This is a genomic window from Yersinia sp. 2540 StPb PI, from assembly GCF_052217165.1.
GTDB lineage: Bacteria > Pseudomonadota > Gammaproteobacteria > Enterobacterales > Enterobacteriaceae > Yersinia > Yersinia enterocolitica_E.
This window is the reverse complement of sequence record NZ_JAZGQC010000001.1, coordinates 4,274,623-4,296,866: the sequence shown is the minus strand read 5'-3', so window position 1 is coordinate 4,296,866 and position 22,244 is coordinate 4,274,623. Positions and strand designations below refer to the sequence as shown.

Below are 22,244 nucleotides of genomic sequence, written 5' to 3'. Positions count from 1 at the left end.
GGTAAGTTATGGCTACATGGGAACAAGGCAATGCTGGAGGCTTGCTTGCTGGTATCGGCGGTAATAATGCTAACGCACCTCAAAGTGGTGATGTTAATGCAACTCTTTCTCTGATCCGAGACAACAATGACAGACAGCGTAGCGGGGCTAATAATGTTGGCCTTCAAGCGTTGCAAGGTATTGGATCTGTCGCGCAAATTTATAAACAAAGCCAGCAACAAGATCGCCAGAAAGAGTTCCAGCAAGCATATGCAGGCGCTTATTCATCCGGTGATAGAGATGCCATGCGGAAACTGGTAACTCAATACCCAGACCAGTTTGAGGCCGTGCGCAATGGCATGGGGTTTATTGATGACGACCAACGTAATACTGTAGGTAACCTCGCATCGAGCGCCAGGATAGCTGCACAAAGCCCTGAAACTATGGGGCAGTGGTTGAAATCAAGTGCGGGTGATTTGGCTCGCGTGGGAATTAATCCGGCTGACGTGGCAACCATGTACCAGCAGAATCCGCAAGGTTTCGGTGAATTTGCCGATCACCTTGGCATGTCAGCTCTTGGCCCTGATAAGTATTTCGATATTCAGGATAAGGCTCAAGGGCGCAAGTTAACTGCTCGCGGTCAAGATATCACGGCGGCGACGGCAGCTAGAGGTCAGGACATTACATTACGTGGGCAGAATATTAGCGCTCAAAACTCATCCCTTGATCGTGAGATAAAACGGGCAGAGCTTTACGATAAAGCACTAGACCGACAGATTTCGCGTGAAACAAATCAGGTTAAACTTGACGGTTTACGGCAGCAGCAATCAGCAAATCAGCAAAAAGTAGAAGATGCTAAGTTAGCGAAGCAACAAGTAGCACAGCAAACATATGACACTTTTAATACAGCACTAGATACTATCAAAGAGCTGAAAGAAGCCCCTGGACTTAAAAATGCTGTCGGCCTGTCGTCAATGATTTATACCCGCCCAGGCAGTGATGCAGCAAACTTTGAGGCAAAACTGGATACCTTCAAAGCGCAAACATTCCTTCCCATGGTTCAGTCAATGAAGGGGATGGGGGCATTGTCTGACGCTGAAGGTAAAAAACTGACTGATGCAGTTGGTGCGCTTGATCCAAAAATGAGCGAAAAAGAGTTCACGAAATCCCTTGATAGAATTGAGGGGCAATTGCGCGGGAAACTAGCTAATGCTCAGAAAACGTTTGGCGTTCCAATACAAGCAGCATCATCAGCACCTCCTACAGAACAGCAGGGCGGCGGCTTCTCCACTTTATGGGGTGAATAATGGCTAAACCATGGAAAGAAGTAATAGCATCCCCGCAATATCAGCAGTTACCGCCAAATCAGCAGGCCGCCGCGCAAGAGCAATATTTTAATGACGTGGTAGCACCTCAAGCGGGCGATAAGGCTCCGGCCGCAAAGGAGGCGTTTTTCTCTGCATATCCATTGGCTGCGACTCAGCAGCAACCGTCAGTACCGGAAAGCGTTGGAAACCCCGTAGTTGAGGCTGCGAAAGGCATTGCGCAGACGGGCGCTAACGTCCTGAATATCCCTATCGAAATAGCTAACGCATTCAAAAGTGCCGGGGCATGGGCTGGGCAAGCATTTGGCGGTGATGGCACATACACACCAATACCTGCCGCGCAACTACCTGAGTCAATGAGGCCAAAAGATGAGTATGCCAAGTTAGGTGCTGAAATTGGGCCTTACCTTATTCCAGGCATTGGTGCCGAGAAAACCGCCGCTGCGCTGGGTTCTGTTGCCGGTTCTGGTAGATCTGAGCGTCTGGCAACTAAAGCCGCTGACATGGTTGCCGAGAATACCGTTGGGGCGCTAGCGCAGAACAGCAGCAATAATGACGCCGGATCACTGGCTAAAGATTTATCTCTGGGAGCCGCAGCCAGCGGTGCTGCGCGTGTGGTTGTGCCGCTACTTGGGAAAGTTGCGAATGCGGCACTTGGGCGTACACCGGCTCAAGCTGTAGATAATGTTTTACCTGGTCAAGTTGCTGGTAATGCGACTCCAACAGGAGGCGCTAATGTTACACCTGAGCAAATAGCAACAGAAGATACCTTGCGTAAACTGTCCAGCCAGAAAAACCCTGAGCTTGCATCGTCTCTTCAGGGGTTGGATGTAAAGCCGAAGCAGGAAGTTATAGACGCGGCATCTCGCCTTGGTGTTATTGATGAATTGCTCCCTTCTCACATGTCTGGTAATGCGCAGTATCAGGCAGTAGAGCAGGCGCTCAAATCGCGCAGAGGATCAGCGCTCAAGGTCCAAGAGGATGATGCGATAAGATCATTGGCGAATAGTGTGGGCAAAATGATTGATGACGTGGCAGGCGCTCCTGATTCCCTAGCGATGAGTGAGAAATTTGTTGGTCAAATGGATAGCAGAATGGCTGCGTTGGAGCGTAAAAGCGATCAATTGTATGCGCGAACTGATACGGCAATGCCTCCAGGGACGACGGTTGAAGCTCAAAATACAGCCGCACACTTGGAGCGTCAGGCCGATGAGTTGGGTGGGTGGGAAAATCTCGACCCCATTGAGCAGCGTGTATTTAAAGCAGTCAACCCAGGCGCGGAGGGACGTTTGACTTATGCGAATTTAAATAAACAGCGCAGAATGGTGGGGCAGGCGCTATACAAAAAAAGTGGGCCGTACAAGGATGCTGACGAGGCAGCTTTATCGAGATTATATTCACAGCTAGCAGAGGATCAGCGTGCCGTACTCGGTGACGTAGGTGCGCGTCGCGACTTTGAGGTTGCCCAGCGCTTAGTGCAGATGCGAAAAAATATGGAGGGGCAGATGGTAGCTGTTCGTGGTCGCACATTGACTGGTGATGCCACGACCAAAGTTTCTAACTCGCTCACGACCATGGCTAAGGGGAATGGTAAGCAGTTCAGGGAGATGATGGAAAGTATCCCTTCGCGACAGATGCGAGCAGAAATGGTGGGTGCTGCGCTCAGAGATATGCTGTCTGTTGGCAAGCGAGGCTCAGATTTTAATCCGGGCGGTTATGCGGATTGGTATCAGAATATGCGCAGCAGCGGGCAAATTAGATTATTGGCGAAGCACGTTCCGCGTGATTTGATGAAGGGACTTGATGACACTTACATTGTCGCTAAGGCCATCCGTGATGCTAAGGGACATGAAATTAATACTGGTGCTCTTAACGAATTCACATCACGGTTTAACCGTGTGACTGCTGCTCATGAAATGGTAGCTAGTCACGCAGGGAAGGTTGGGACGATGATTGGTGCGAAAGGTGGACCTCTTGGTGCTGTGGCTGGTGCAGCCTTGGGGGAAAAACTTGCTCAAAGGGCAAGAATAGCAGGCGGTGCAGGTTCAGCAGACGCTGCGGAGCAACTGATACTTTCGCCTGCATACCAAAGCGCCATTAAAACCCTGCCTAAATCAGCACCGGCTAAAGTTGCCGAAGCCCGCATTCGTCGCAGTCCTAAATGGAGAGCGTTTTATGATTCCCTCCCTGAAAAGGATAAGCGCATGATCGCCAGAGTGGGATTGGCTGCATGGATCCGTGATATGGAAGAAACAGTAAACCCACCAGAGTAATGTAAATCCAATATGGCATGCAGGGTTATAGGAGGTTATTATCTCTATGCTTATAATTTTGGGGGTTAAAAATGAATAAAGCTATATTTTTGACATTAACAATTTTACTACTCTCTGGTTGTGCTAGTTCATCTAAAACTTATGGGCCAGACGGCAGAATGGCGCATTCAATCGATTGCTCTGGATTAGCTAGGACTTGGGGGGCATGTTTAGAGAAAGCTGGTGATATTTGTGGCGCGAAAGGATATGACGTTTTCACATCAACAGGGGATGGTGGATTTGTCGCTGCTGCTAACCCACAGATGGCATTTGCTGGAAGCACGATAACTCGTAATGTTCTTATTTCTTGCAAAAATTAAATTAAGGGGCTATATCCGCCCCTATTTTTTATCCGAATATAATCTAGTTAAAGTTTTAACCACTATATCCGTAAATTTAGCAGCCTGCTCATGTACTAATTTGTCGGCTTCGTCACGATATCCCGACACGCTGGATGGACGAGCGATAGCATCATCAATTATCTGAATAAGCTCCGCATTAATTGAGCGACCATTCATCTTTGCTCGCTGCTTTACTTTGCCGTGCAATTCTTTCGGCAGTCGTAAATGAAACTGAATATCTAAGTCTTCCATAAACTCGCCTCACCTCTGGGTGGACGAACATCATATTTCCGACTGTATATATCCACAATAGTACCATTTCGGTACGTAACTATTTAAAATGAATCTAACGCATGCAAAGCCATGTGGGGATTACACACGCCAGGAGCAAACTAAATGCCAGACATCATACCAAATGTTGTCGTCTCAATGCCGTCTCAGTTATTTACGATGCCACGCAAATTTGCAGCGGTATTTGGTGGACGAATTTATATTGGACTTATCGACACCGACCCCACCATACCATCTAACCAGATTCAGGTTTATCTGGAAAATGAGGATGGAAGCCTTGTTCCTGTTGCTCAGCCGCTTCTTATAAATGCCGGTGGCTATCCTGTATATAACGGTCAGATTGCCAAGTTTGTAACCGTACAGGGACACTCAATGGCTGTGTATGACGCGCTTAACGTGCAGCAATTCTATTTTCCAAATATTTTGAAGTATGATCCTGATCAGCTTAGGCAAGAGATTACCGCACCAGGAGGAGATAAGATTGTTGGTAGCTCATACGGAGGTAGTGTATTTAGCGACTATTCTCCTTCTATTTATCGCAAGAAGGGTAGTTTTGGATCAGGGATTACATTAACTTCTTCTCTGTCAGTAGTTAAATACACTGACGGATTTCATTATGCGTATAAAGGAACATTCCCACACGTCAACTCTGAATTATCACCAGATGCAAACTATATTAACTTAGGGTTGCTAGATGGATGGCCTGTTAATACACCACAGAACTATGGGGCTAAAGCTGATGGCATTACAGATGATGCAGCGGCTTTCCAGAAGGTAATTAATGCTAATCCATATGGTGATATACATTTACCATACTCATTAGCGGGTTATTGTATCAAAACTGTAGTTACGTTACCTATGTCAGCTTCTTTTAAATTAGTAGGTGTTGGTGGTACAAACTCATCTTATCAATCTTTAATCCTATGCCAAGTTAATGGAGCTGCCTTCTATTCCTCTGCGGTTAATACGGTATTCACGCAATTCCATAATATAAGATTCACATCAGACTACACTACCTATCCTAACTCACAAGCTATTGTTCATGATGGGGCTGTTATACATGCGCTATACAGTAACCTAACATGTACTAATTTTGGTAAACCTGCTATTGAAACCAAACAGGCTACAAATGCTAGTAAGTTCTATAGACTACTATTCATGTTTAATCAGGATTATGGGTTGGTAACAAAGTTCTCCGTCAGTAACACATATGAATTGATTACCGTAGATAATAATGGTGGCGGAGGGCTCAATGTATCAGGCGCGTCTTGTGTGTTTATCAATTTATATTCAGAAGATTCCTGTAAGCGTAACGTAACTGATGCAACAACATTTAGGGAATTTAAAGTTTCTGGTACAGGAATGACATTTAATGGTATTAGTATCAATTCATTTGCGGGTAATACCACAGCTCCTATTGATCTTTCATTATGTATTAGGACTACCATAATAGGGGTGACGCAATTAACAGCATCTCCATCTTATACTTTTGAGATAGAGAATGGTGGAGCGCTACCTGAAAACCAAGAAACAGGGTTTGTAATGATTGAATGTGCTAATATTAGATTACGCTATCCAGAAGCTAACAATATAGATATTGGTACTCCTTATTTATCGGGGAAAGGACCACGCATTAAAGTTAATGGATTAGATATTGCTAGAAAAGTGCTCGTTTCTTTTAATGGTATTCAGGGTATAGGGCTGATACCAGACAGTTCAATTTATGGGCGCTTCGGGGTTCTAAATGTTGAGCGCACTGGTGTCGGTCAATATAGAATTAATTTCTCTTTAAATATGGGGTTTGAGGCGGCGTATGTAGTTTCTGGAACAGCTAATTCTAATACAGATGGATTAAGTGTTCTTTCAGTTAGAGATCACACCAGCAGTTATGTTTTAGTTAGGACGTTCTTGAACGGAGTGGCTTTTGATAGCCCAAGAGTTAATGTAAGTGTTGAGACTACCCCGCAATCTTAATTTTTTGGAGTCATGGGGCAGGGATGCCTATGAGGTGGGGTGTGTCAGATTTGTGCCAGAACAATGACACAAAATGGCACAAATTAGCAAAGCATAACAAACACCACTTAAGCTGGCTGGCTTGTGTAGCGGGTTAGACAGTTGTTATCATGCGTTCCTTTTAATCACGCATTAGACTGTTTCTCTAGTGCTGGAGGTTATGTGAAGTACGAATTACAAACAACTGATGGGCGCGCCCGTCGTGGTCGTCTTATCTTTGAGCGTGGCGTGGTAGAAACCCCGGCATTTATGCCTGTTGGCACCTATGGCACAGTTAAAGGGATGACACCGGAAGAAGTAAAAGAGACCGGTGCGCAGATTTTGCTGGGTAACACTTTCCACCTGTGGTTGCGTCCAGGTCAGGAAATCATGAAGTTGCATGGTGACTTGCATGATTTCATGCAGTGGCATGGCCCGATTCTGACTGACTCCGGCGGCTTCCAGGTATTCAGCTTGGGTGCGATGCGCAAAATCAAAGAAGAAGGGGTGATGTTCCAAAACCCGATCAACGGCGATAAAGTGTTCCTTAGCCCAGAAAAATCAATGGAAATTCAGTACGATCTCGGCTCCGATATCGTGATGATTTTTGATGAATGCACCCCCTATCCCGCGGACTGGGATTATGCCAAGCGTTCGATGGAGATGTCGTTGCGCTGGGCGGCCCGTAGTCGCCAACGCTTTGATGAACTGAACAATAAAAATGCATTGTTTGGTATTATTCAGGGTGGTGTTTACGAAGATTTACGTGATGTGTCAGTAAAAGGGCTGGTAGATATCGGTTTTGATGGTTACGCTGTGGGCGGTTTGGCGGTGGGTGAACCAAAAGAAGATATGCATCGTATTTTGGAGCATGTTTGCCCGCAGATTCCGGCAGATAAACCACGTTATCTGATGGGCGTGGGGAAACCAGAGGATCTGGTAGAAGGTGTGCGCCGTGGTATCGACATGTTTGACTGTGTGATGCCTACGCGTAATGCCCGTAACGGCCATTTGTTCGTCACTGACGGTGTGGTAAAAATCCGTAATGCCACGCATAAGGATGATGTTGCAACGTTGGATGAACATTGTGATTGCTACACTTGTCGCAATTATAGTCGTGCCTACTTGCATCATCTTGACCGTTGCAACGAAATACTGGGTGCGCGACTAAATACTATTCATAACCTGCGTTACTACCAGCGCTTAATGGCGGGTTTACGTCAGGCTATTGAAGAGGGTAAATTAGAGGTCTTCGTTGAAGATTTCTATGGCCGGATTGGGAAACCTGTTCCGCCATTAAATGCCTGATTTTAAAATTATTGCCTTTGTATTTGTAGATCTAACAGTTACGATTTACCGTTTCTGTTTTATCGCACTGATTTCACATTATTGATATTGATAACAATGAGGGAATTTTAATGAGTCTTTTCATTTCCGATGCTGTCGCATCCGCTGGGGCTCCGGCTCAAAGCAGCCCGTACTCCCTGGTGATTATGCTGGTGGTATTTGGTCTTATTTTCTACTTCATGATCCTGCGTCCACAGCAAAAACGTGCCAAAGAACACAAAAAACTGATGGATTCTATTGGTAAAGGTGATGAAGTGCTAACCACGGGTGGTTTACTTGGTCGTGTAACTAAAGTTGCGGAAACGGGTTATATCGTAATCGCACTGAACGACACCACTGAAGTGATGATCAAACGTGACTTCGTTGCTGCCGTTTTACCGAAAGGTACAATGAAGGCTCTGTAATTTTCGATTTTCCCGAAGGGAATTGCCGTGTTAAACCGTTATCCTTTGTGGAAGTATCTGATGCTGATCGTTGTGATCTTCATCGGTCTGCTATACGCACTTCCCAACCTTTATGGTGAGGATCCGGCTGTTCAAATCACTGGTGCGCGAGGAATCGCCGCCAGTGAAACAACGCTGGTCCAAGTCCGTGACGTTTTAGAAAAAGACAACATAGCGAGCAAGTCTATTGCGCTGGAGAACGGTGCAATCCTGGCTCGCTTTAGAGATCCTGACGTCCAGTTGCGTGCCCGTGAGGCACTGATGGCTGCGATGGGTGACAAATACGTTATCGCGCTGAATCTGGCTCCGGCAACACCCTCTTGGCTTGCCAAGCTAGGTGCAGAGCCGATGAAGCTGGGTCTTGACCTGCGCGGCGGTGTGCACTTCCTGATGGAAGTGGATATGGATACTGCGCTGGGCAAACTGCAAGAGCAAACGATGGATACCCTGCGCACCGATCTGCGTGAGAAAAATATCCCGTATGCCACGGTGCGTAAGCTTGATAACTATGGTGTTGAAGTGCGTTTTCGCGACGATAAAACCCGCGATGATGCCGTCAGCTACCTCTCTTCTCGCCACCGTGATCTGGTCATTGGCTCCAATGGTAGCAATACCTTAAAGGCAGTGATGACGGATGACCGTCTGCGGGAAGCGCGTGAATATGCAGTTCAACAAAACATTACTATCCTACGTAACCGGGTTAACCAGTTAGGTGTAGCCGAGCCGTTGGTTCAGCGCCAGGGATCGGATCGTATTGTGGTTGAATTACCGGGTATTCAGGATACCGCGCGTGCCAAAGAGATTCTTGGTGCGACGGCAACACTTGAGTTCCGTCTGGTAAATAGCAATGTTGATGCCTCTGTTGCTGCTTCCGGTCGGGTACCGGGTGATTCAGAAGTCAAAAATACTCGTGAAGGCCGCCCGGTTGTCTTGTACAAGCGCGTTATCCTGACCGGTGACCATATTACTGACTCAACCTCCAGCACCGACGAATATAACCAGGCTCAGGTTAATATCTCGCTCGATAGCGCCGGTGGTTCTCTGATGTCTAATTTTACCAAAGACAACATCGGCAAGCCGATGGCGACTTTGTTCGTAGAATATAAAGACAGCGGCAAAAAGGATGCTAACGGCCGAGCGATTCTGGTTAAGCAGGAAGAAGTTATCAACGTAGCGACTATTCAGTCACGCTTGGGTAACAGCTTCCGTATTACTGGCATTGATAACCCGGCTGAAGCTCGTCAGCTTTCCCTGTTGCTGCGTGCTGGTGCTCTGATTGCTCCTATCCAGATTGTGGAAGAGCGTACTATCGGGCCAACTCTGGGGTCACAGAACATCACCCAAGGTCTGGAAGCTTGCTTGTGGGGCCTGGCGGTATCTATCCTGTTTATGGTGATTTACTACCGTAAATTTGGTGTGATTGCCAGTACGGCGCTATTGGCTAACCTGGTGTTGATCGTGGGTGTGATGTCCTTGTTACCGGGGGCGACATTAACCATGCCGGGTATTGCCGGGATCGTATTGACATTGGCGGTAGCAGTTGATGCTAACGTACTGATTAATGAGCGAATAAAAGAAGAGTTCAGGAACGGGCGGACGATCCAGCAAGCGATTCATGAAGGGTACAAAGGTGCCTTCTCAAGTATCGTCGATGCGAACGTAACGACGCTTATCACGGCAATTATTCTTTATGCTGTGGGTACCGGTTCGATTAAAGGCTTTGCCATTACAACGGCAATCGGTGTTATAACGTCAATGTTCACCGCTATAGTCGGTACTCGTGCCATCGTCAACCTGCTTTACGGCGGCAAGCGCATTAACAAGCTGTCTATTTGAGGAGTACGTTGTGGCACAGGATTATACTGTTGAACAACTGAACTATGGCCGTAAAGTCTATGACTTTATGCGCTGGGATTACGTCGCTTTCGGCGTCTCGTTGTTGCTGTTGGTGGCATCGATTGTGGTGATGTCCACTAAAGGGTTCAACTGGGGTCTGGATTTCACCGGTGGTACGGTGATTGAAATTAACCTGGAAAAACCTGCGGATCTGGATCAACTGCGTGACACGCTGGAAAAAGCGGGCTTTGAATCGCCAATTCTGCAAAACTTTGGTAGCACCCGTGATGTGATGGTACGTATGCCACCCGCCACCGGAACTGCCGGGCAGGAATTGGGCAACAAAGTTATCTCTGTTATTAATGAGTCAGTTGATAAGAATGCTTCGGTAAAACGTATCGAATTCGTCGGGCCAAGTGTGGGCAGCGATTTAGCCCAAGCTGGCGGCATGGCGTTGATAGTCGCGTTACTGTGTATTCTGGTTTATGTCGGTTTCCGTTTTGAATGGCGTCTGGCGCTGGGGGCGGTTATCGCTTTGGCCCATGACGTGGTCATTACCATGGGGATCTTGTCGTTATTCCAGATTGAGATTGACCTGACCATCATTGCTTCATTGATGTCGGTTATTGGTTACTCACTAAACGACAGTATCGTGGTATCGGACCGTATTCGTGAGAACTTCCGCAAAATCCGTCGCGGTACGCCTTATGAAATCATGAACGTGTCTCTGACCCAGACCTTAAGCCGTACTATTATGACCTCTGCAACTACGCTGATGGTGGTATTGATGCTGTTCATCTTCGGTGGTGCGATGCTGCAAGGCTTCTCACTGACGATGTTGATCGGTGTTTCCATCGGTACCGTTTCATCCATCTACGTTGCGTCCGCGCTGGCGTTGAAACTGGGTATGAAACGTGAACACATGTTGCAGCAGAAAGTTGAGAAAGAAGGCGCAGACCAACCTTCAATCCTGCCTTAAGTTGTAAGTGGCAGTGCGAAAAGCAAGCCCTGATACCGGTGTATAGCTGCTATCAGGGCTTTTTTGTTTGAGTCGCCAGACTTCATTTTTGCCATAAAAAAACGATATTAAGCCATTTCCCTCACCGCTTTATTTATTACAAACTATTTTCAACTTACTTATTCTGTTAAATAAAACATTTCTGAAATGAATGAGCTTCTTATTTGTATTCACACGGCGTGATTTATAAGAATAGAAGATAAACTAATTGATTTATTTCATAAACTATAGAGTTGAACTGATAGTTGGTTATTTTATTCTTGCTACTATTTAGTCATTATTTAAATGGGTGCTTAAAATAGAGGTAGGGATGGACGCTAATAAAATCGATGGCTCAAAAATTAATTACCTCAATGATACCGAGAGTGTTTCACAACTGAGCACTCTGAAACATGATCTTTCAGACATTTTTAAAATAGCTATTGGAGGCAATGAAATAAAAGAAGGGGGTAATCTTGATATTTGTATAAACAGCGTTATGGAAGGTGATAGTATCGAATCTATTATTAATGAAATCAATGCATACCTACGGGTAAAAGCAAATGATAGTTTTTTGTGGTGGGGAATATCTGGTAAGTGTAAAAGATTTATTGACGAACTTGAATCTGCCACAAAAAACAACAAACTTAATATCTGTGATAAGTATGTATTATCAAAGGGGACTAATAATAAATATCAATTTATCATAAAGGAAAATATGACGCAGGAAGCTGTGTTATCAACAGAGTCTTGCTCCAATGCGGCGTCTGTAGATCATGAAAAAATAAATTCAGCTAGAGAGAGTATTAGATGTGCAGAGAATAAGCTAATGAAGCTTATACATCTATATTCTCTCGCGCGAGGTCTATGCCTAATGCAGCATAAGATATTTGAATCTAATATATATCGAGGGAAAGATTTAACAATAAATAAAGATGTCATATTTAAAGGCAGCATGTCTGGGGAACATGACTTAGATAAACTTCAACTTCGATATAAAGAAATTGAGAAACTGATAGAGTCTTATGACAAAGAAATAATCATGAATATGGGGTCATTGCCTGAGTTAAATAATAGCCTGGTTATTGTGTGCAAAACAAGTCCTAATGCCTTGGCGTTGATAAACTCTCTGCTGCTAAAATTATCAAATAAGCATGACACGCTTTGGACACGATTCGTGAATGCTATTGCTTCTGTCCTCTTTCCTGATTTATTCCAAGATAACAAAAATGTAAATATGCAGTTAGCAAACGATTTATTAGAATTAAAAGGGCTAATTACTGAATTAAGGAAATATACGGGTTATGACCAAGTGGTGCAAGCAAATTGGCTCTATGGACTGGTTACTCAGATATTCGTTAAGGGCACACCAGCCCAATACCCTTTCGACCCTCTCAATATATTATCCCCGGATCGTAAAGTTTGGTTAGCGCTGCAAAAGGAATGGCCTGTGCTGATAAAGCCTAAATCCACTGAACCAGAAGCTGCTCAATAGTTGAATCAAGATAAACTGCCGTTTCCGCACTTTGTTGTCGTGGCAGTTCGCGGTAAACTGGGGCTAAGTTTTGGCTCACTCATCAGGAAGCACTATGCATTGCCCGTTTTGTGCCGCTGTGGATACTAAAGTCATTGACTCCCGTCTGGTGAGCGATGGTTCGCAAGTGCGCCGCCGCCGCCAGTGTTTAGATTGTAATGAACGTTTTACCACTTTCGAAGTGGCAGAACTGGTGTTGCCGCGCGTGGTTAAAAGTGATGATGTGCGCGAACCCTTCAACGAAGATAAATTACGGCGTGGCATGCTGAAAGCATTAGAAAAGCGTCCGGTTAGCTCTGATGATGTCGAAACAGCAATAAGTCATATCAAATCCCAATTGCGCGCCACGGGCGAGCGGGAAGTTCCGACGAAAATGGTGGGTAACCTGGTGATGGAAGCCCTCAAACGGCTCGATAAAGTGGCCTATATTCGCTTCGCCTCGGTCTATCGTAGCTTTGAAGACATTCGTGAATTCGGTGAAGAAATTGCCCGTTTGCAGGATTAATTCGCGTCAAATGGTTATTTAGCGAGGGTCGCGCAGCCATAAAGCGACGCAATAAACGGAAGGAAAGCCATGCAGACTGATGAGTTCTATATGGCCCGCGCTTTTGAACTCGCGCGGTTAGGGCGGTTTACTACCTCGCCAAACCCAAATGTTGGGTGTGTATTGGTGCGTGATGGTGAAATTATCGGCGAAGGGTATCATTTGCGAGCCGGAGAGCCACACGCCGAAGTACATGCATTACGCATGGCGGGTGAGAAAGCGCGTGGTGCAACGGCTTATGTCACCCTTGAGCCTTGTAGTCACCACGGGCGCACGCCGCCTTGTGCGGATGCACTGGTGGCCGCTGGTGTAACCCGAGTCGTGGCGGCAATGCAGGACCCCAATCCGCAAGTTGCCGGGCGTGGGTTATATAAATTGAAACAGGCCGGGGTTGCAGTCGACCACGGTTTGATGTTGGCGGAAGCTGAAGCCGTGAATCTTGGTTTCCTAAAGCGGATGCGTACCGGTTTTCCTTATTTGCAATTGAAAATGGCGGCATCATTAGATGGACGTACCGCGATGGCCTCGGGTGAAAGCCAGTGGATTACGTCGCCACAGGCACGCCAGGATGTGCAGCGTTTTCGGGCTGAGAGTTCGGCGATTCTCAGTACCAGTGCCACCGTAATAGCGGATGACCCTTCGCTCACGGTGCGCTGGTCGGAGTTAGATGCCCAAACGCAAGCCTTGTATCCCCAAGATTCGCTGCGCCCACCGGTTCGGATTATATTGGATAGCCATAACCGTGTAACGCCTGAACACAAAGTGACACAACAAAATGGCCCATGCTGGCTGGCGCGGGTTGAGGCGGATCAGCAGCCATGGCCAGATAATGTCGAGCAGTTATTGTTACCTCGCCATGGTAATGGTGTGGATTTGGTATTATTGATGATGCAACTTGGCAAGCGGCAAATTAACTCAGTGTGGGTTGAAGCCGGGCCACAACTGGCAGGCGCACTATTACAGGCCGGTGTGGTTGATGAGTTAATTCTGTATATCGCGCCAAAACTGTTGGGTAGCGATGCCCGCGGATTGTGCCAGTTGGCTGGATTAACGCATTTAGCACAAGCCCCTGAATTTGTCTTCAGTGATGTACGTCAGGTGGGGCCAGACTTACGTTTGCGTTTGAAACCGAAGTATTAATTGAATTTTCCGGCAGAATTTCCCGAAGCTCAATCATCGTCTTGCCAAGCGTTTTGTAAATGCGCAGGGGCGGGGCGTGAAAGAATATGATAGAATCCGCCCCCCTGCGGGGTATGAACCCATATTGAGGAAAGCTATGAACGTTATCGAAGGTGTTGTTGCTACTCCTAATGCCCGCGTGGCGATTGCAATTGCGCGTTTTAACAACTTTATCAACGACAGTCTGCTGGAAGGTGCAATTGATGCCCTGAAGCGCATTGGTCAGGTAGCTGATGACAACATTACTGTTGTTTGGGTACCGGGTGCCTATGAGTTGCCGCTGGTTGCCAATGTATTAGCAAAAACAAATCGTTACGATGCGGTAATTGCGCTGGGTACGGTTATCCGTGGGGGAACTGCGCACTTTGAATATGTTGCTGGTGAAGCGAGTTCTGGCTTGGCAAGTGTAGCCATGAATAGCGATATTCCAGTCGCTTTCGGTGTGCTGACCACAGAAAGTATTGAGCAGGCAATTGAGCGTGCTGGTACTAAAGCGGGTAATAAAGGTGCAGAAGCTGCCCTGACCGCACTTGAAATGATTAATGTAATCAAAGCTATTAAAGGCTGAATTTAGTTAAGGGGAATTCCGTGAAACCTGCTGCTCGTCGCCGCGCTCGTGAGTGCGCTGTTCAAGCGCTTTACTCTTGGCAGTTGTCTAAAAACGACATCGCTGATGTTGAATTACAGTTCCTGTCGGAGCAGGATGTCAAAGATGTAGACATCTCCTATTTTCGCGAATTGCTGTCAGGGGTCGCAGTTAATGCCACATCTTTGGATGCGTTAATGACACCTTTTCTTTCCCGCCAGCTCGAGGAATTAGGTCAGGTTGAAAGAGCTATTCTGCGTATTGCACTGTTTGAACTGAGCAAACGTAATGATGTCCCTTATAAAGTGGCAATCAATGAAGCTATCGAACTGGCCAAAACTTTCGGTGCGGAAGATAGTCACAAGTTCGTAAATGGCGTGCTGGATAAAGTAGCTCCGACAGTACGTAAAAAGAAATAATATACCCAAAGTCATTGGCAGCGCTAACACCGCGTCAAGTGAAGAGGGATATGATTAAGGCCGGGAACCGGCCTTAATCATATATTGGTAAACACTCCTGGAATTGTATTATGGCATGTGGCGAATTTGACCTCATTGCCCGCTACTTTGACCGGTTTAGAAGTAATCGCCGGGATGTAGAGCTGGGTATTGGAGACGACTGCGCACTTCTCACCGTGGCAGAAAAACAGCTGTTGGCCATCAGTACGGATACACTGGTGTCGGGCGTTCATTTCCTACCGGATATCGATCCGGCCGATCTTGGTTACAAATCTTTAGCGGTAAACCTTAGCGATTTAGCTGCAATGGGTGCCGATCCTGCCTGGTTATCTCTTGCTTTAACCCTACCCAATGTAAATGAAGACTGGTTGCAGGCATTCAGTGATAGCTTATTTGATCAACTTAACTATTACGGTATGCAACTGATTGGTGGTGATACTACTCGTGGGCCATTGAGTCTAACGCTGACCATTCAAGGTTTGGTACCGGAAGGGCGGGCATTGACCCGAGCCGGTGCGCGAATTGGTGACTGGATTTATGTTACCGGTACGCTAGGTGACAGTGCCGCAGGACTGGCGATTTTGCAAAATGCGTTGCGAGTTGATAACGAAGCCGATAGGTCTGCATTAATTCACCGTCATCTGCGGCCACAGCCACGGGTGCTGCAAGGGCAGGCATTGCGCGACCTTGCCAGCTCTGCCATTGATATTTCCGACGGGCTGATTTCTGATCTGCAACATATCCTGAAAGCGAGCAATTGTGGGGCGCGTATTGAGTTGGATGCATTGCCTTACTCTGATGCGCTAACACGTCAGGTTGACGCTGAACAGGCTCTACGCTGGGCGTTGAGTGGTGGTGAAGATTATGAGTTGTGCTTTACCGTACCTGAGATAAACCGTGGTGCACTGGATGTCGCTCTCAGTAATACCGGCGCAGGCTATACTTGTATTGGGCAGGTAGGCCCGCAATCGGAAGGTGTTAAATTCTTCCGTGAAGGTAAGGCAGTACAACTGGATTTTCGTGGTTTTGATCACTTCTCAACAGGTAAATCCCATGGATGAAGCCAAACGCCGTTTGCGGTTAACCAATCCTTGGCATTTGCTGGCCACCGGCTTTGGTAGTGGTTTATCACCATGGGCACCCGGTACCATGGGGTCAATTGCGGCAATCCCATTCTGGCTGCTATTGATCCAGCTCCCATGGCAGCTTTATTCTTTGGCTGTAATGTTCAGCATCTGCATTGGTGTCTACATTTGTCATCGTACCGCCAAAGATATGCAGGTTCATGACCATGGCAGTATCGTTTGGGATGAATTTGTCGGCATGTGGATAACCCTGATGGCATTGCCCGTCAATCATTGGCAATGGGTCGCTGCGGGTTTTGTCGCGTTCCGAGTTTTTGATATCTGGAAGCCTTGGCCGATTCGCTGGTTTGATCGCAATGTCCATGGTGGCATGGGGATCATGATCGATGACATTATTGCCGGGGTGATTGCGGCGGCGATTATCTTTGTTATCGGGCACTATTGGCCAATTGATTTATTCTACTAATACCCGTCATCTTTCAAATTGCAGGTGCGTTGGCTGCATTCGCTTACCCGAATCACTGACTCATGTCAGCTCATCGGGATGCACTTACTTGCCGCCTTCCTGCACCTTGAAATCTATAGGGTATATGTGTGGTCATCTTTCAAATTGCAGGTGCGTTGGCTGCATTCGCTTACCCGAATCACTGACTCATGTCAGCTCATCGGGATGCACTTACTTGCCGCCTTCCTGCACCTTGAAATCTATAGGGTATGTGTGGTCATCTTTCAAATTGCAGGTGAAATTCGAACCAAGGGAAACACTCCGTTCGGGTCGTAGTGGCGCGAGCCACCGGAGCGGCTGTAGGAGTGGTCGGCCTTGGCTCAATCTGTGTAAATTAAGTTGTTATCACGCCAGCCACGTTTCAATCTGGCGTTGTATACCCGCAGCATCTAACCCAAACTCAGCGCGCATTTCCTCTTGTTCACCTTGTGGCACAAAGCTGTCCGATAAACCGAGATTCAGTACCGGCACTAATTGCCGTTTCGCCATCAGCAATTCATTCACGCCACTACCCGCACCACCCATGATGGCGTTCTCTTCCACGGTGACTAATACCTCATGGCTGGCAGCCATTTCCAGTACCAACGCCTCATCCAATGGCTTCACAAAACGCATATCCACCAAGGTGGCATTGAGGTTATCGGCGACGAACTGGGCCTGAGCCAGTAAAGTACCAAAGCATAATATGGCAATATTTTCACCTTCACGACGCACAATACCTTTACCTATCGGCATGATCTCTAACGGTTTCAGGTCGGTACCGGTGCCGTTGCCACGTGGGTAACGTACCGCCGCAGGGCCGTGGTGGTGATAACCGGTGTGAAGCATCTGACGGCACTCGTTTTCATCACTTGGGGTCATGATGACCATATTTGGAATGCAGCGCATGAATGAGAGGTCAAACGCACCCTGATGGGTTTGGCCATCCGCACCCACCAGGCCACCACGGTCAATAGCAAATAGAACGGGCAGGTTTTGGATGGCAACATCGTGAATCAGTTGGTCATATGCTCGTTGCAGGAAGGTGGAGTAGATAGCCACAATCGGTTTGTAGCCCCCAATGGCTAATCCTGCGGCAAAGGTCACTGCATGTTGCTCAGCGATAGCCACATCGAAATATTGCTGGGGGTATTCCCGAGAGAAACGCACCATCCCAGAGCCTTCGCGCATAGCAGGGGTGACGGCCATTAACTGGCTGTCTTTGGCGGCGGTTTCACATAACCATTCACCAAAAATCTTGGAGTAAGTCGGCAGGCTACCCTGGCTTTTCGGCAAAGTACCGGAGGCGGGATCAAACTTCGGCACTGCATGCCAGCCAATCGGATCTTTCTCAGCCGGTGCGTAGCCTTTGCCCTTTTTAGTCATGATGTGCAGCAGCTGCGGGCCTTTCAGGTCACGCATGTTTTTCAACGTTTGTGCCAATGCTTGCACATCGTGCCCATCAACCGGGCCAATATAATTAAAGCCTAACTCTTCGAATAAGGTACTTGGCACCACCATCCCTTTTAGGTGCTCTTCAGTCCGTTTCAACAGGTCTTTAATCGGTGGTAAGCCAGAAAATGCCTTTTTGCCACCTTCACGCAGGCTGGCATAGAGCTTACCCGATAATAACTGAGCCAGATGATTGTTCAAACCACCGACATTTTCTGAGATAGACATTTCGTTATCGTTGAGGATAACCAGCATGTCTGAGTGAATATCACCGGCATGATTCATTGCTTCGAAAGCCATACCCGCTGTAATAGCACCGTCACCGATAACACAAACAGTCCGCCGCCCTTTACCTTCCCGTTCAGCTGCGACAGCCATCCCCAGGCCTGCACTGATTGAGGTTGAGGAATGGCCAACCGAGAGCACATCATATTCACTTTCACCACGCCAAGGGAAAGGATGTAAACCATCTTTCTGGCGAATAGTACCGATCTGTTCGCGACGACCGGTTAATATTTTGTGGGGATAAGCTTGATGACCTACGTCCCACACCAGATGGTCGAAAGGTGTGTTGTAGACGTAATGCAACGCGACAGTTAGCTCGACTACGCCCAGCCCGGAAGCAAAGTGCCCACTGGAGCGACTGACGGACGCGAGCAAATACTGGCGTAGTTCATCACATAACTTCGGCAGGCTTTCTTTTGGCAACATGCGCAGTTCTTCAGGATTTTCTGCAAGTGCCAATGTCGGGTATTTGGCTATATCAAGGCTCATTCGATGCTCATATCAAAAGTGGGTGCATACCCTTAGAATCTGTTGCAGCAGAAGGGTTCGCTTTGCCTGACTGCAACGCTAAGTTCTTGGGGTATATCAGCGTTTATTAACGGTCAGTATATTTCTAATTATCACGCTCAATAATAAAACAGGCTAACGCCTGCAACGGCGCTATGTTATAGGATTGCTCTGACAAGGCATTCAGGGCGCTGAGCGCTTCCTGATACAGATCCATCGCTTTAGCTTTAGCGCAATCTAACCCCAGCAGTGCCGGATAAGTGCTTTTGCCGAGTTGTTGATCTGAACCCTGACGTTTACCAATTGTAGCTGTATCGCCAATAACGTCTAAGATATCGTCCTGAACCTGGAAGGCCAGACCAATGGCCTCACTGTACCTGTCAAGTAACGGTAACGCTTCGCGCCCTGCTGTGCCCGCAGCCAATGCACCGAGGCGAACCGCGGCACGGATCAATGCGCCGGTTTTGTGGCGGTGGATGCGTTCAAGCTCTTCCAGTGAAATCTGGCGCGCTTCGGCTTCCAGATCCAATGCCTGACCCCCACACATCCCCGCGACACCGCTGGCCTTAGCTAATTCGGCAATCATCGATAAGCGATCTTTATCTGCCACATCGGGCATCTCCGCTTCAGCCAGAATAGAGAACGCGAGCGTTTGCAGTGCGTCTCCCGCCAGAATGGCATTGGCCTCACCAAATTTCACATGGCAAGTCGGCTGCCCACGACGTAAATCATCGTCATCCATCGCCGGTAAATCATCATGAATCAATGAATAGGCATGGATACATTCAATTGCCGCCGCAGGAGCATCTAAATTAGTCAGCGACAGACCAAACATTTGGCCGGTGGCATAAACCAGATAAGGGCGCAGCCGCTTACCGCCGAGCACGGCACCATAACGCATGGCGGCGACTAAGTCGCTGTCGCCAAAGGGTAGCGGAGCAATAAAATCAAGCAGCGCCTGATTGACCCGTTGCTGATGAGCTGCAAGTTGATGATAAAAATCAGCAGATGAGTGGGCGATAGACATAAGGCTATTCAGTATCCGGGGTGAAAGGTGCCAAGGGTGCATCTACATCATCACTGAGAAGAACTTGCACTCGCTGTTCCGCTTGTAACAAGGTTTGCTGCCCCTGGCGGGCCAGTTGCACACCCCGTTCGAATTCGTTTAACGCTTCTTCCAGCGGTAATTCACCGGACTCCAGGCGGGTCACAATCTGTTCCAGTTCACTGAGGGATGTCTCAAAACTGGTCACTTTGGTTTCTGGTGTTGCGGGTTTTTTCGCCATAGCTCTATTCGACTCGATATTTTTATGAAACGTAACATTAATGGTGCGTAACGCATTCCTGCTAATGAGGTTTTTTCTGAGAGTAACTCACCATACCAATTACATTCGGGCCAAAAAATTATTACCGGCTATTCTAGCGGATAATGAAGGGGAAATCGTGACGTTTAAGTCGGGTTTTTAGTACGCAGTGGCACGTCTAATAGTGATATACTCCTCGGCTTGCATGTTTTCGCTAAAGCCTTTGACTGTTGCTATCAATAGCAGCGCCATCACTCCATAACCAGACAACTAAAGACCGCCATGAAGTTTATCATTAAATTGTTCCCAGAAATCACCATCAAGAGTCAATCTGTGCGATTGCGCTTCATTAAGATCCTTACTACGAATATCCGCAATGTACTGAAAAACCTTGAGGACGATACCCTCGCGGTAGTCCGTCATTGGGATCATATTGAAATTCGTACCAAAGATGACAATCTTGGCCCGGTTATCTGTGATGCGTTGACCCGCGTGCCGGGGATTCACCATATTCTCGAAGTAGAAGATCGCAGCTACACCGATATGCACAATATTTTTGAGCAGACACTGGCAGCCTATCGCGAGACACTGATCGGGAAAACTTTCTGTGTGCGGGTGAAGCGCCGCGGTAAGCATGAATTTTCGTCAGGTGATGTTGAACGTTATGTTGGCGGCGGTCTGAATCAACATATTGAAAGTGCAAAAGTTAAACTGACCCATCCTCAGGTTACGGTTCATTTAGAAATTGATCAGGACAAACTGACACTGATCAAGGCGCGTCATGAAGGGTTGAGTGGTTTCCCGATCGGCACACAAGAAGATGTGTTATCGCTGATTTCAGGCGGTTTTGACTCGGGTGTGTCCAGCTATATGCTGATGCGTCGTGGTTGCCGCGTGCATTATTGCTTCTTCAATCTCGGCGGCTCGGCTCATGAAATTGGTGTCAAGCAGGTAGCTCATTATCTGTGGAACCGTTTTGGCAGCTCCCATCGGGTGCGTTTTGTTGCTATTGATTTTGAACCGGTTGTCGGCGAAATTCTCGAAAAAGTCGAAGATGGTCAGATGGGCGTAGTACTCAAGCGCATGATGGTGCGTGCGGCATCGCAGGTTGCAGAACGTTATGGTGTGCAGGCACTGGTTACCGGTGAAGCACTGGGGCAAGTTTCCAGCCAAACATTAACCAATCTGCGGTTAATTGATAATGCTTCAGACACCCTGATTTTGCGCCCACTGATTTCCCATGATAAAGAGCACATCATTAATCTGGCGCGGCAAATAGGCACTGAAGATTTCGCAAAAACCATGCCGGAATATTGCGGCGTGATTTCCAAAAGCCCTACGGTGAAAGCGGTCAAAGCCAAGATTGAAGAAGAGGAGTCCCACTTTGATTTCTCTATTCTGGACCGGGTCGTCAGCGAAGCTAAAAACGTTGATATTCGTGAAATTGCCGAGCAAAGCCGTGAGCAGGTTGTTGAGGTTGAAACCGTTGCTGAACTGGCCGATACCGATGTGTTGCTGGATATTCGCGCACCGGATGAGCAGGACGAAAAGCCGCTTAACGTGGGCAGTGTAGAAGTTCACGCATTACCGTTCTATAAACTGAGTTCGCAATTCGCCAGTCTGGATCAGAGCAAGACTTATCTGCTGTATTGCGATCGCGGGGTGATGAGTCGTTTGCAGGCGCTTTACTTGCGTGAGCAGGGGTATACAAACGTAAAAGTGTACCGCCCTTAGTTTTTGAATAATTGACGGCTACTGCGGGTGTGGATTTTGGGCTTGCGCAGTGCTCGAACTCCTCACGTACTATGTGTACGCTCCGTTGGCTGCGCGCTGGGCGCACCCAGACTGACTTTGCTCGCGACGCCTTGTTGGGGATAGTTAACGGCTACTGCGCTTTGCCATTCTGGGCTTGCGCAGTGCTCGCCGCCGTCACGTACTACGTGTACGCTCCGTTGGCTGCGCG

General features: G+C 47.5%; 20 protein-coding genes. 16 read left to right on the top strand and 4 right to left on the bottom strand.

Features of this window, described 5'->3' with window-relative positions; genetic code table 11:
• Nucleotides 1–8: 8 nt before the first annotated feature.
• The 3 genes from V1956_RS20065 to V1956_RS20055 all read left to right on the top strand — a co-directional run bounded on the left by V1956_RS20065 (nt 9) and on the right by V1956_RS20055 (nt 3,936).
• Entirely contained in the window at nt 9–1,286 is a 1,278-nt protein-coding gene (locus tag V1956_RS20065; protein ID WP_442825559.1) for a phage DNA ejection protein, read from the top strand.
• Entirely contained in the window at nt 1,286–3,577 is a 2,292-nt protein-coding gene (locus V1956_RS20060) for a hypothetical protein (protein ID WP_442825558.1), read from the top strand. Before V1956_RS20065 ends, V1956_RS20060 begins: the two co-directional genes overlap by 1 nt.
• A 71-nt stretch (nt 3,578–3,648) precedes the next feature.
• Nucleotides 3,649–3,936, top strand: coding sequence for a hypothetical protein (locus V1956_RS20055; RefSeq protein ID WP_442825557.1), 288 nt, complete (start codon nt 3,649–3,651; stop codon nt 3,934–3,936).
• 21 nt (nt 3,937–3,957) lie between these two features.
• On the opposite strand, the gene V1956_RS20050 is transcribed toward V1956_RS20055, so the two are convergent.
• Nucleotides 3,958–4,209, bottom strand: a complete 252-nt coding sequence (locus V1956_RS20050; protein WP_442825556.1) for an Arc family DNA-binding protein — start codon at nt 4,207–4,209, stop codon at nt 3,958–3,960.
• Nucleotides 4,210–4,353: 144 nt separating this feature from the next.
• Between V1956_RS20050 and V1956_RS20045 the strand changes: the two genes are divergently transcribed.
• From V1956_RS20045 to pgpA, 12 genes are all read left to right on the top strand, one after another.
• Nucleotides 4,354–6,222, top strand: a complete 1,869-nt coding sequence (locus V1956_RS20045) for a phage tailspike protein (protein WP_442825555.1) — start codon at nt 4,354–4,356, stop codon at nt 6,220–6,222.
• 201 nt (nt 6,223–6,423) lie between these two features.
• Nucleotides 6,424–7,548, top strand: coding sequence for a tRNA guanosine(34) transglycosylase Tgt (gene tgt / locus V1956_RS20040; RefSeq protein ID WP_372558182.1), 1,125 nt, complete (start codon nt 6,424–6,426; stop codon nt 7,546–7,548).
• Between the two features lie 110 nt (nt 7,549–7,658).
• Nucleotides 7,659–7,991 carry a preprotein translocase subunit YajC gene (yajC, locus tag V1956_RS20035; protein WP_005166605.1) on the top strand — a complete coding sequence of 111 codons (333 nt, stop codon included), beginning with the start codon at nt 7,659–7,661 and terminating at the stop codon, nt 7,989–7,991.
• 27 nt (nt 7,992–8,018) lie between these two features.
• The gene (secD, locus tag V1956_RS20030) at nt 8,019–9,866 is read left to right on the top strand and encodes a protein translocase subunit SecD (protein ID WP_083160067.1); all 1,848 of its coding nucleotides are present in this window, start codon (nt 8,019–8,021) and stop codon (nt 9,864–9,866) included.
• 10 nt (nt 9,867–9,876) lie between these two features.
• Nucleotides 9,877–10,845, top strand: a complete 969-nt coding sequence (gene secF / locus V1956_RS20025) for a protein translocase subunit SecF (RefSeq protein WP_083160065.1) — start codon at nt 9,877–9,879, stop codon at nt 10,843–10,845.
• A gap of 349 nt (nt 10,846–11,194) precedes the next feature.
• On the top strand, nt 11,195–12,358 hold the full coding sequence (locus V1956_RS20020) for a hypothetical protein (RefSeq protein ID WP_442825554.1): 1,164 nt from the start codon (nt 11,195–11,197) through the stop codon (nt 12,356–12,358).
• A 94-nt stretch (nt 12,359–12,452) separates the two neighbouring features.
• Nucleotides 12,453–12,902 (top strand): transcriptional regulator NrdR, encoded by a 450-nt coding sequence (nrdR, locus tag V1956_RS20015; protein WP_005182112.1) that lies wholly within the window; start codon nt 12,453–12,455, stop codon nt 12,900–12,902.
• Between the two features lie 69 nt (nt 12,903–12,971).
• Nucleotides 12,972–14,081, top strand: coding sequence for a bifunctional diaminohydroxyphosphoribosylaminopyrimidine deaminase/5-amino-6-(5-phosphoribosylamino)uracil reductase RibD (gene ribD, locus V1956_RS20010; protein ID WP_420074246.1), 1,110 nt, complete (start codon nt 12,972–12,974; stop codon nt 14,079–14,081).
• Between the two features lie 136 nt (nt 14,082–14,217).
• The gene (gene ribH / locus V1956_RS20005) at nt 14,218–14,688 is read left to right on the top strand and encodes a 6,7-dimethyl-8-ribityllumazine synthase (protein ID WP_005182120.1); all 471 of its coding nucleotides are present in this window, start codon (nt 14,218–14,220) and stop codon (nt 14,686–14,688) included.
• Nucleotides 14,689–14,708: 20 nt separating this feature from the next.
• On the top strand, nt 14,709–15,125 hold the full coding sequence (nusB, locus tag V1956_RS20000) for a transcription antitermination factor NusB (protein WP_083160059.1): 417 nt from the start codon (nt 14,709–14,711) through the stop codon (nt 15,123–15,125).
• Nucleotides 15,126–15,235: 110 nt separating this feature from the next.
• Nucleotides 15,236–16,225 carry a thiamine-phosphate kinase gene (gene thiL, locus V1956_RS19995; RefSeq protein WP_083160057.1) on the top strand — a complete coding sequence of 330 codons (990 nt, stop codon included), beginning with the start codon at nt 15,236–15,238 and terminating at the stop codon, nt 16,223–16,225.
• Nucleotides 16,218–16,715 (top strand): phosphatidylglycerophosphatase A, encoded by a 498-nt coding sequence (gene pgpA / locus V1956_RS19990; protein ID WP_338628848.1) that lies wholly within the window; start codon nt 16,218–16,220, stop codon nt 16,713–16,715. Before thiL ends, pgpA begins: the two co-directional genes overlap by 8 nt.
• A 384-nt stretch (nt 16,716–17,099) precedes the next feature.
• Here the strand turns inward: pgpA and dxs are convergent, their stop codons facing one another.
• From dxs to xseB, 3 genes are all read right to left on the bottom strand, one after another.
• Entirely contained in the window at nt 17,100–18,959 is a 1,860-nt protein-coding gene (gene dxs, locus V1956_RS19985) for a 1-deoxy-D-xylulose-5-phosphate synthase (protein ID WP_442825553.1), read from the bottom strand.
• 124 nt (nt 18,960–19,083) lie between these two features.
• Nucleotides 19,084–20,004 (bottom strand): (2E,6E)-farnesyl diphosphate synthase, encoded by a 921-nt coding sequence (ispA, locus tag V1956_RS19980; protein WP_372558186.1) that lies wholly within the window; start codon nt 20,002–20,004, stop codon nt 19,084–19,086.
• Nucleotides 20,005–20,008: 4 nt separating this feature from the next.
• Nucleotides 20,009–20,263 (bottom strand): exodeoxyribonuclease VII small subunit, encoded by a 255-nt coding sequence (xseB, locus tag V1956_RS19975; protein ID WP_372558187.1) that lies wholly within the window; start codon nt 20,261–20,263, stop codon nt 20,009–20,011.
• A gap of 300 nt (nt 20,264–20,563) precedes the next feature.
• On the opposite strand from xseB, the gene thiI reads away from it, so the two are divergent.
• Nucleotides 20,564–22,015 carry a tRNA uracil 4-sulfurtransferase ThiI gene (gene thiI / locus V1956_RS19970; RefSeq protein WP_372558188.1) on the top strand — a complete coding sequence of 484 codons (1,452 nt, stop codon included), beginning with the start codon at nt 20,564–20,566 and terminating at the stop codon, nt 22,013–22,015.
• Nucleotides 22,016–22,244 lie beyond the last annotated feature (229 nt).

Excerpts from the sequence above, each read along its gene's own strand:
- V1956_RS20065 (WP_442825559.1), top strand. The coding sequence starts at position 9 with ATGGCTACATGGGAACAAGGCAATGCTGGAGGCTTGCTTGCTGGTATC.
- thiL (WP_083160057.1), top strand. The coding sequence starts at position 15,236 with ATGGCATGTGGCGAATTTGACCTCATTGCCCGCTACTTTGACCGGTTT.
- ispA (WP_372558186.1), bottom strand. The coding sequence starts at position 20,004 with ATGTCTATCGCCCACTCATCTGCTGATTTTTATCATCAACTTGCAGCT.
- V1956_RS20045 (WP_442825555.1), top strand. The coding sequence starts at position 4,354 with ATGCCAGACATCATACCAAATGTTGTCGTCTCAATGCCGTCTCAGTTA.
- V1956_RS20060 (WP_442825558.1), top strand. The coding sequence starts at position 1,286 with ATGGCTAAACCATGGAAAGAAGTAATAGCATCCCCGCAATATCAGCAG.
- pgpA (WP_338628848.1), top strand. The coding sequence starts at position 16,218 with ATGGATGAAGCCAAACGCCGTTTGCGGTTAACCAATCCTTGGCATTTG.
- V1956_RS20055 (WP_442825557.1), top strand. The coding sequence starts at position 3,649 with ATGAATAAAGCTATATTTTTGACATTAACAATTTTACTACTCTCTGGT.
- dxs (WP_442825553.1), bottom strand. The coding sequence starts at position 18,959 with ATGAGCCTTGATATAGCCAAATACCCGACATTGGCACTTGCAGAAAAT.
- xseB (WP_372558187.1), bottom strand. The coding sequence starts at position 20,263 with ATGGCGAAAAAACCCGCAACACCAGAAACCAAAGTGACCAGTTTTGAG.
- V1956_RS20020 (WP_442825554.1), top strand. The coding sequence starts at position 11,195 with ATGGACGCTAATAAAATCGATGGCTCAAAAATTAATTACCTCAATGAT.
- nrdR (WP_005182112.1), top strand. The coding sequence starts at position 12,453 with ATGCATTGCCCGTTTTGTGCCGCTGTGGATACTAAAGTCATTGACTCC.
- ribH (WP_005182120.1), top strand. The coding sequence starts at position 14,218 with ATGAACGTTATCGAAGGTGTTGTTGCTACTCCTAATGCCCGCGTGGCG.
- ribD (WP_420074246.1), top strand. The coding sequence starts at position 12,972 with ATGCAGACTGATGAGTTCTATATGGCCCGCGCTTTTGAACTCGCGCGG.
- thiI (WP_372558188.1), top strand. The coding sequence starts at position 20,564 with ATGAAGTTTATCATTAAATTGTTCCCAGAAATCACCATCAAGAGTCAA.
- V1956_RS20050 (WP_442825556.1), bottom strand. The coding sequence starts at position 4,209 with ATGGAAGACTTAGATATTCAGTTTCATTTACGACTGCCGAAAGAATTG.
- yajC (WP_005166605.1), top strand. The coding sequence starts at position 7,659 with ATGAGTCTTTTCATTTCCGATGCTGTCGCATCCGCTGGGGCTCCGGCT.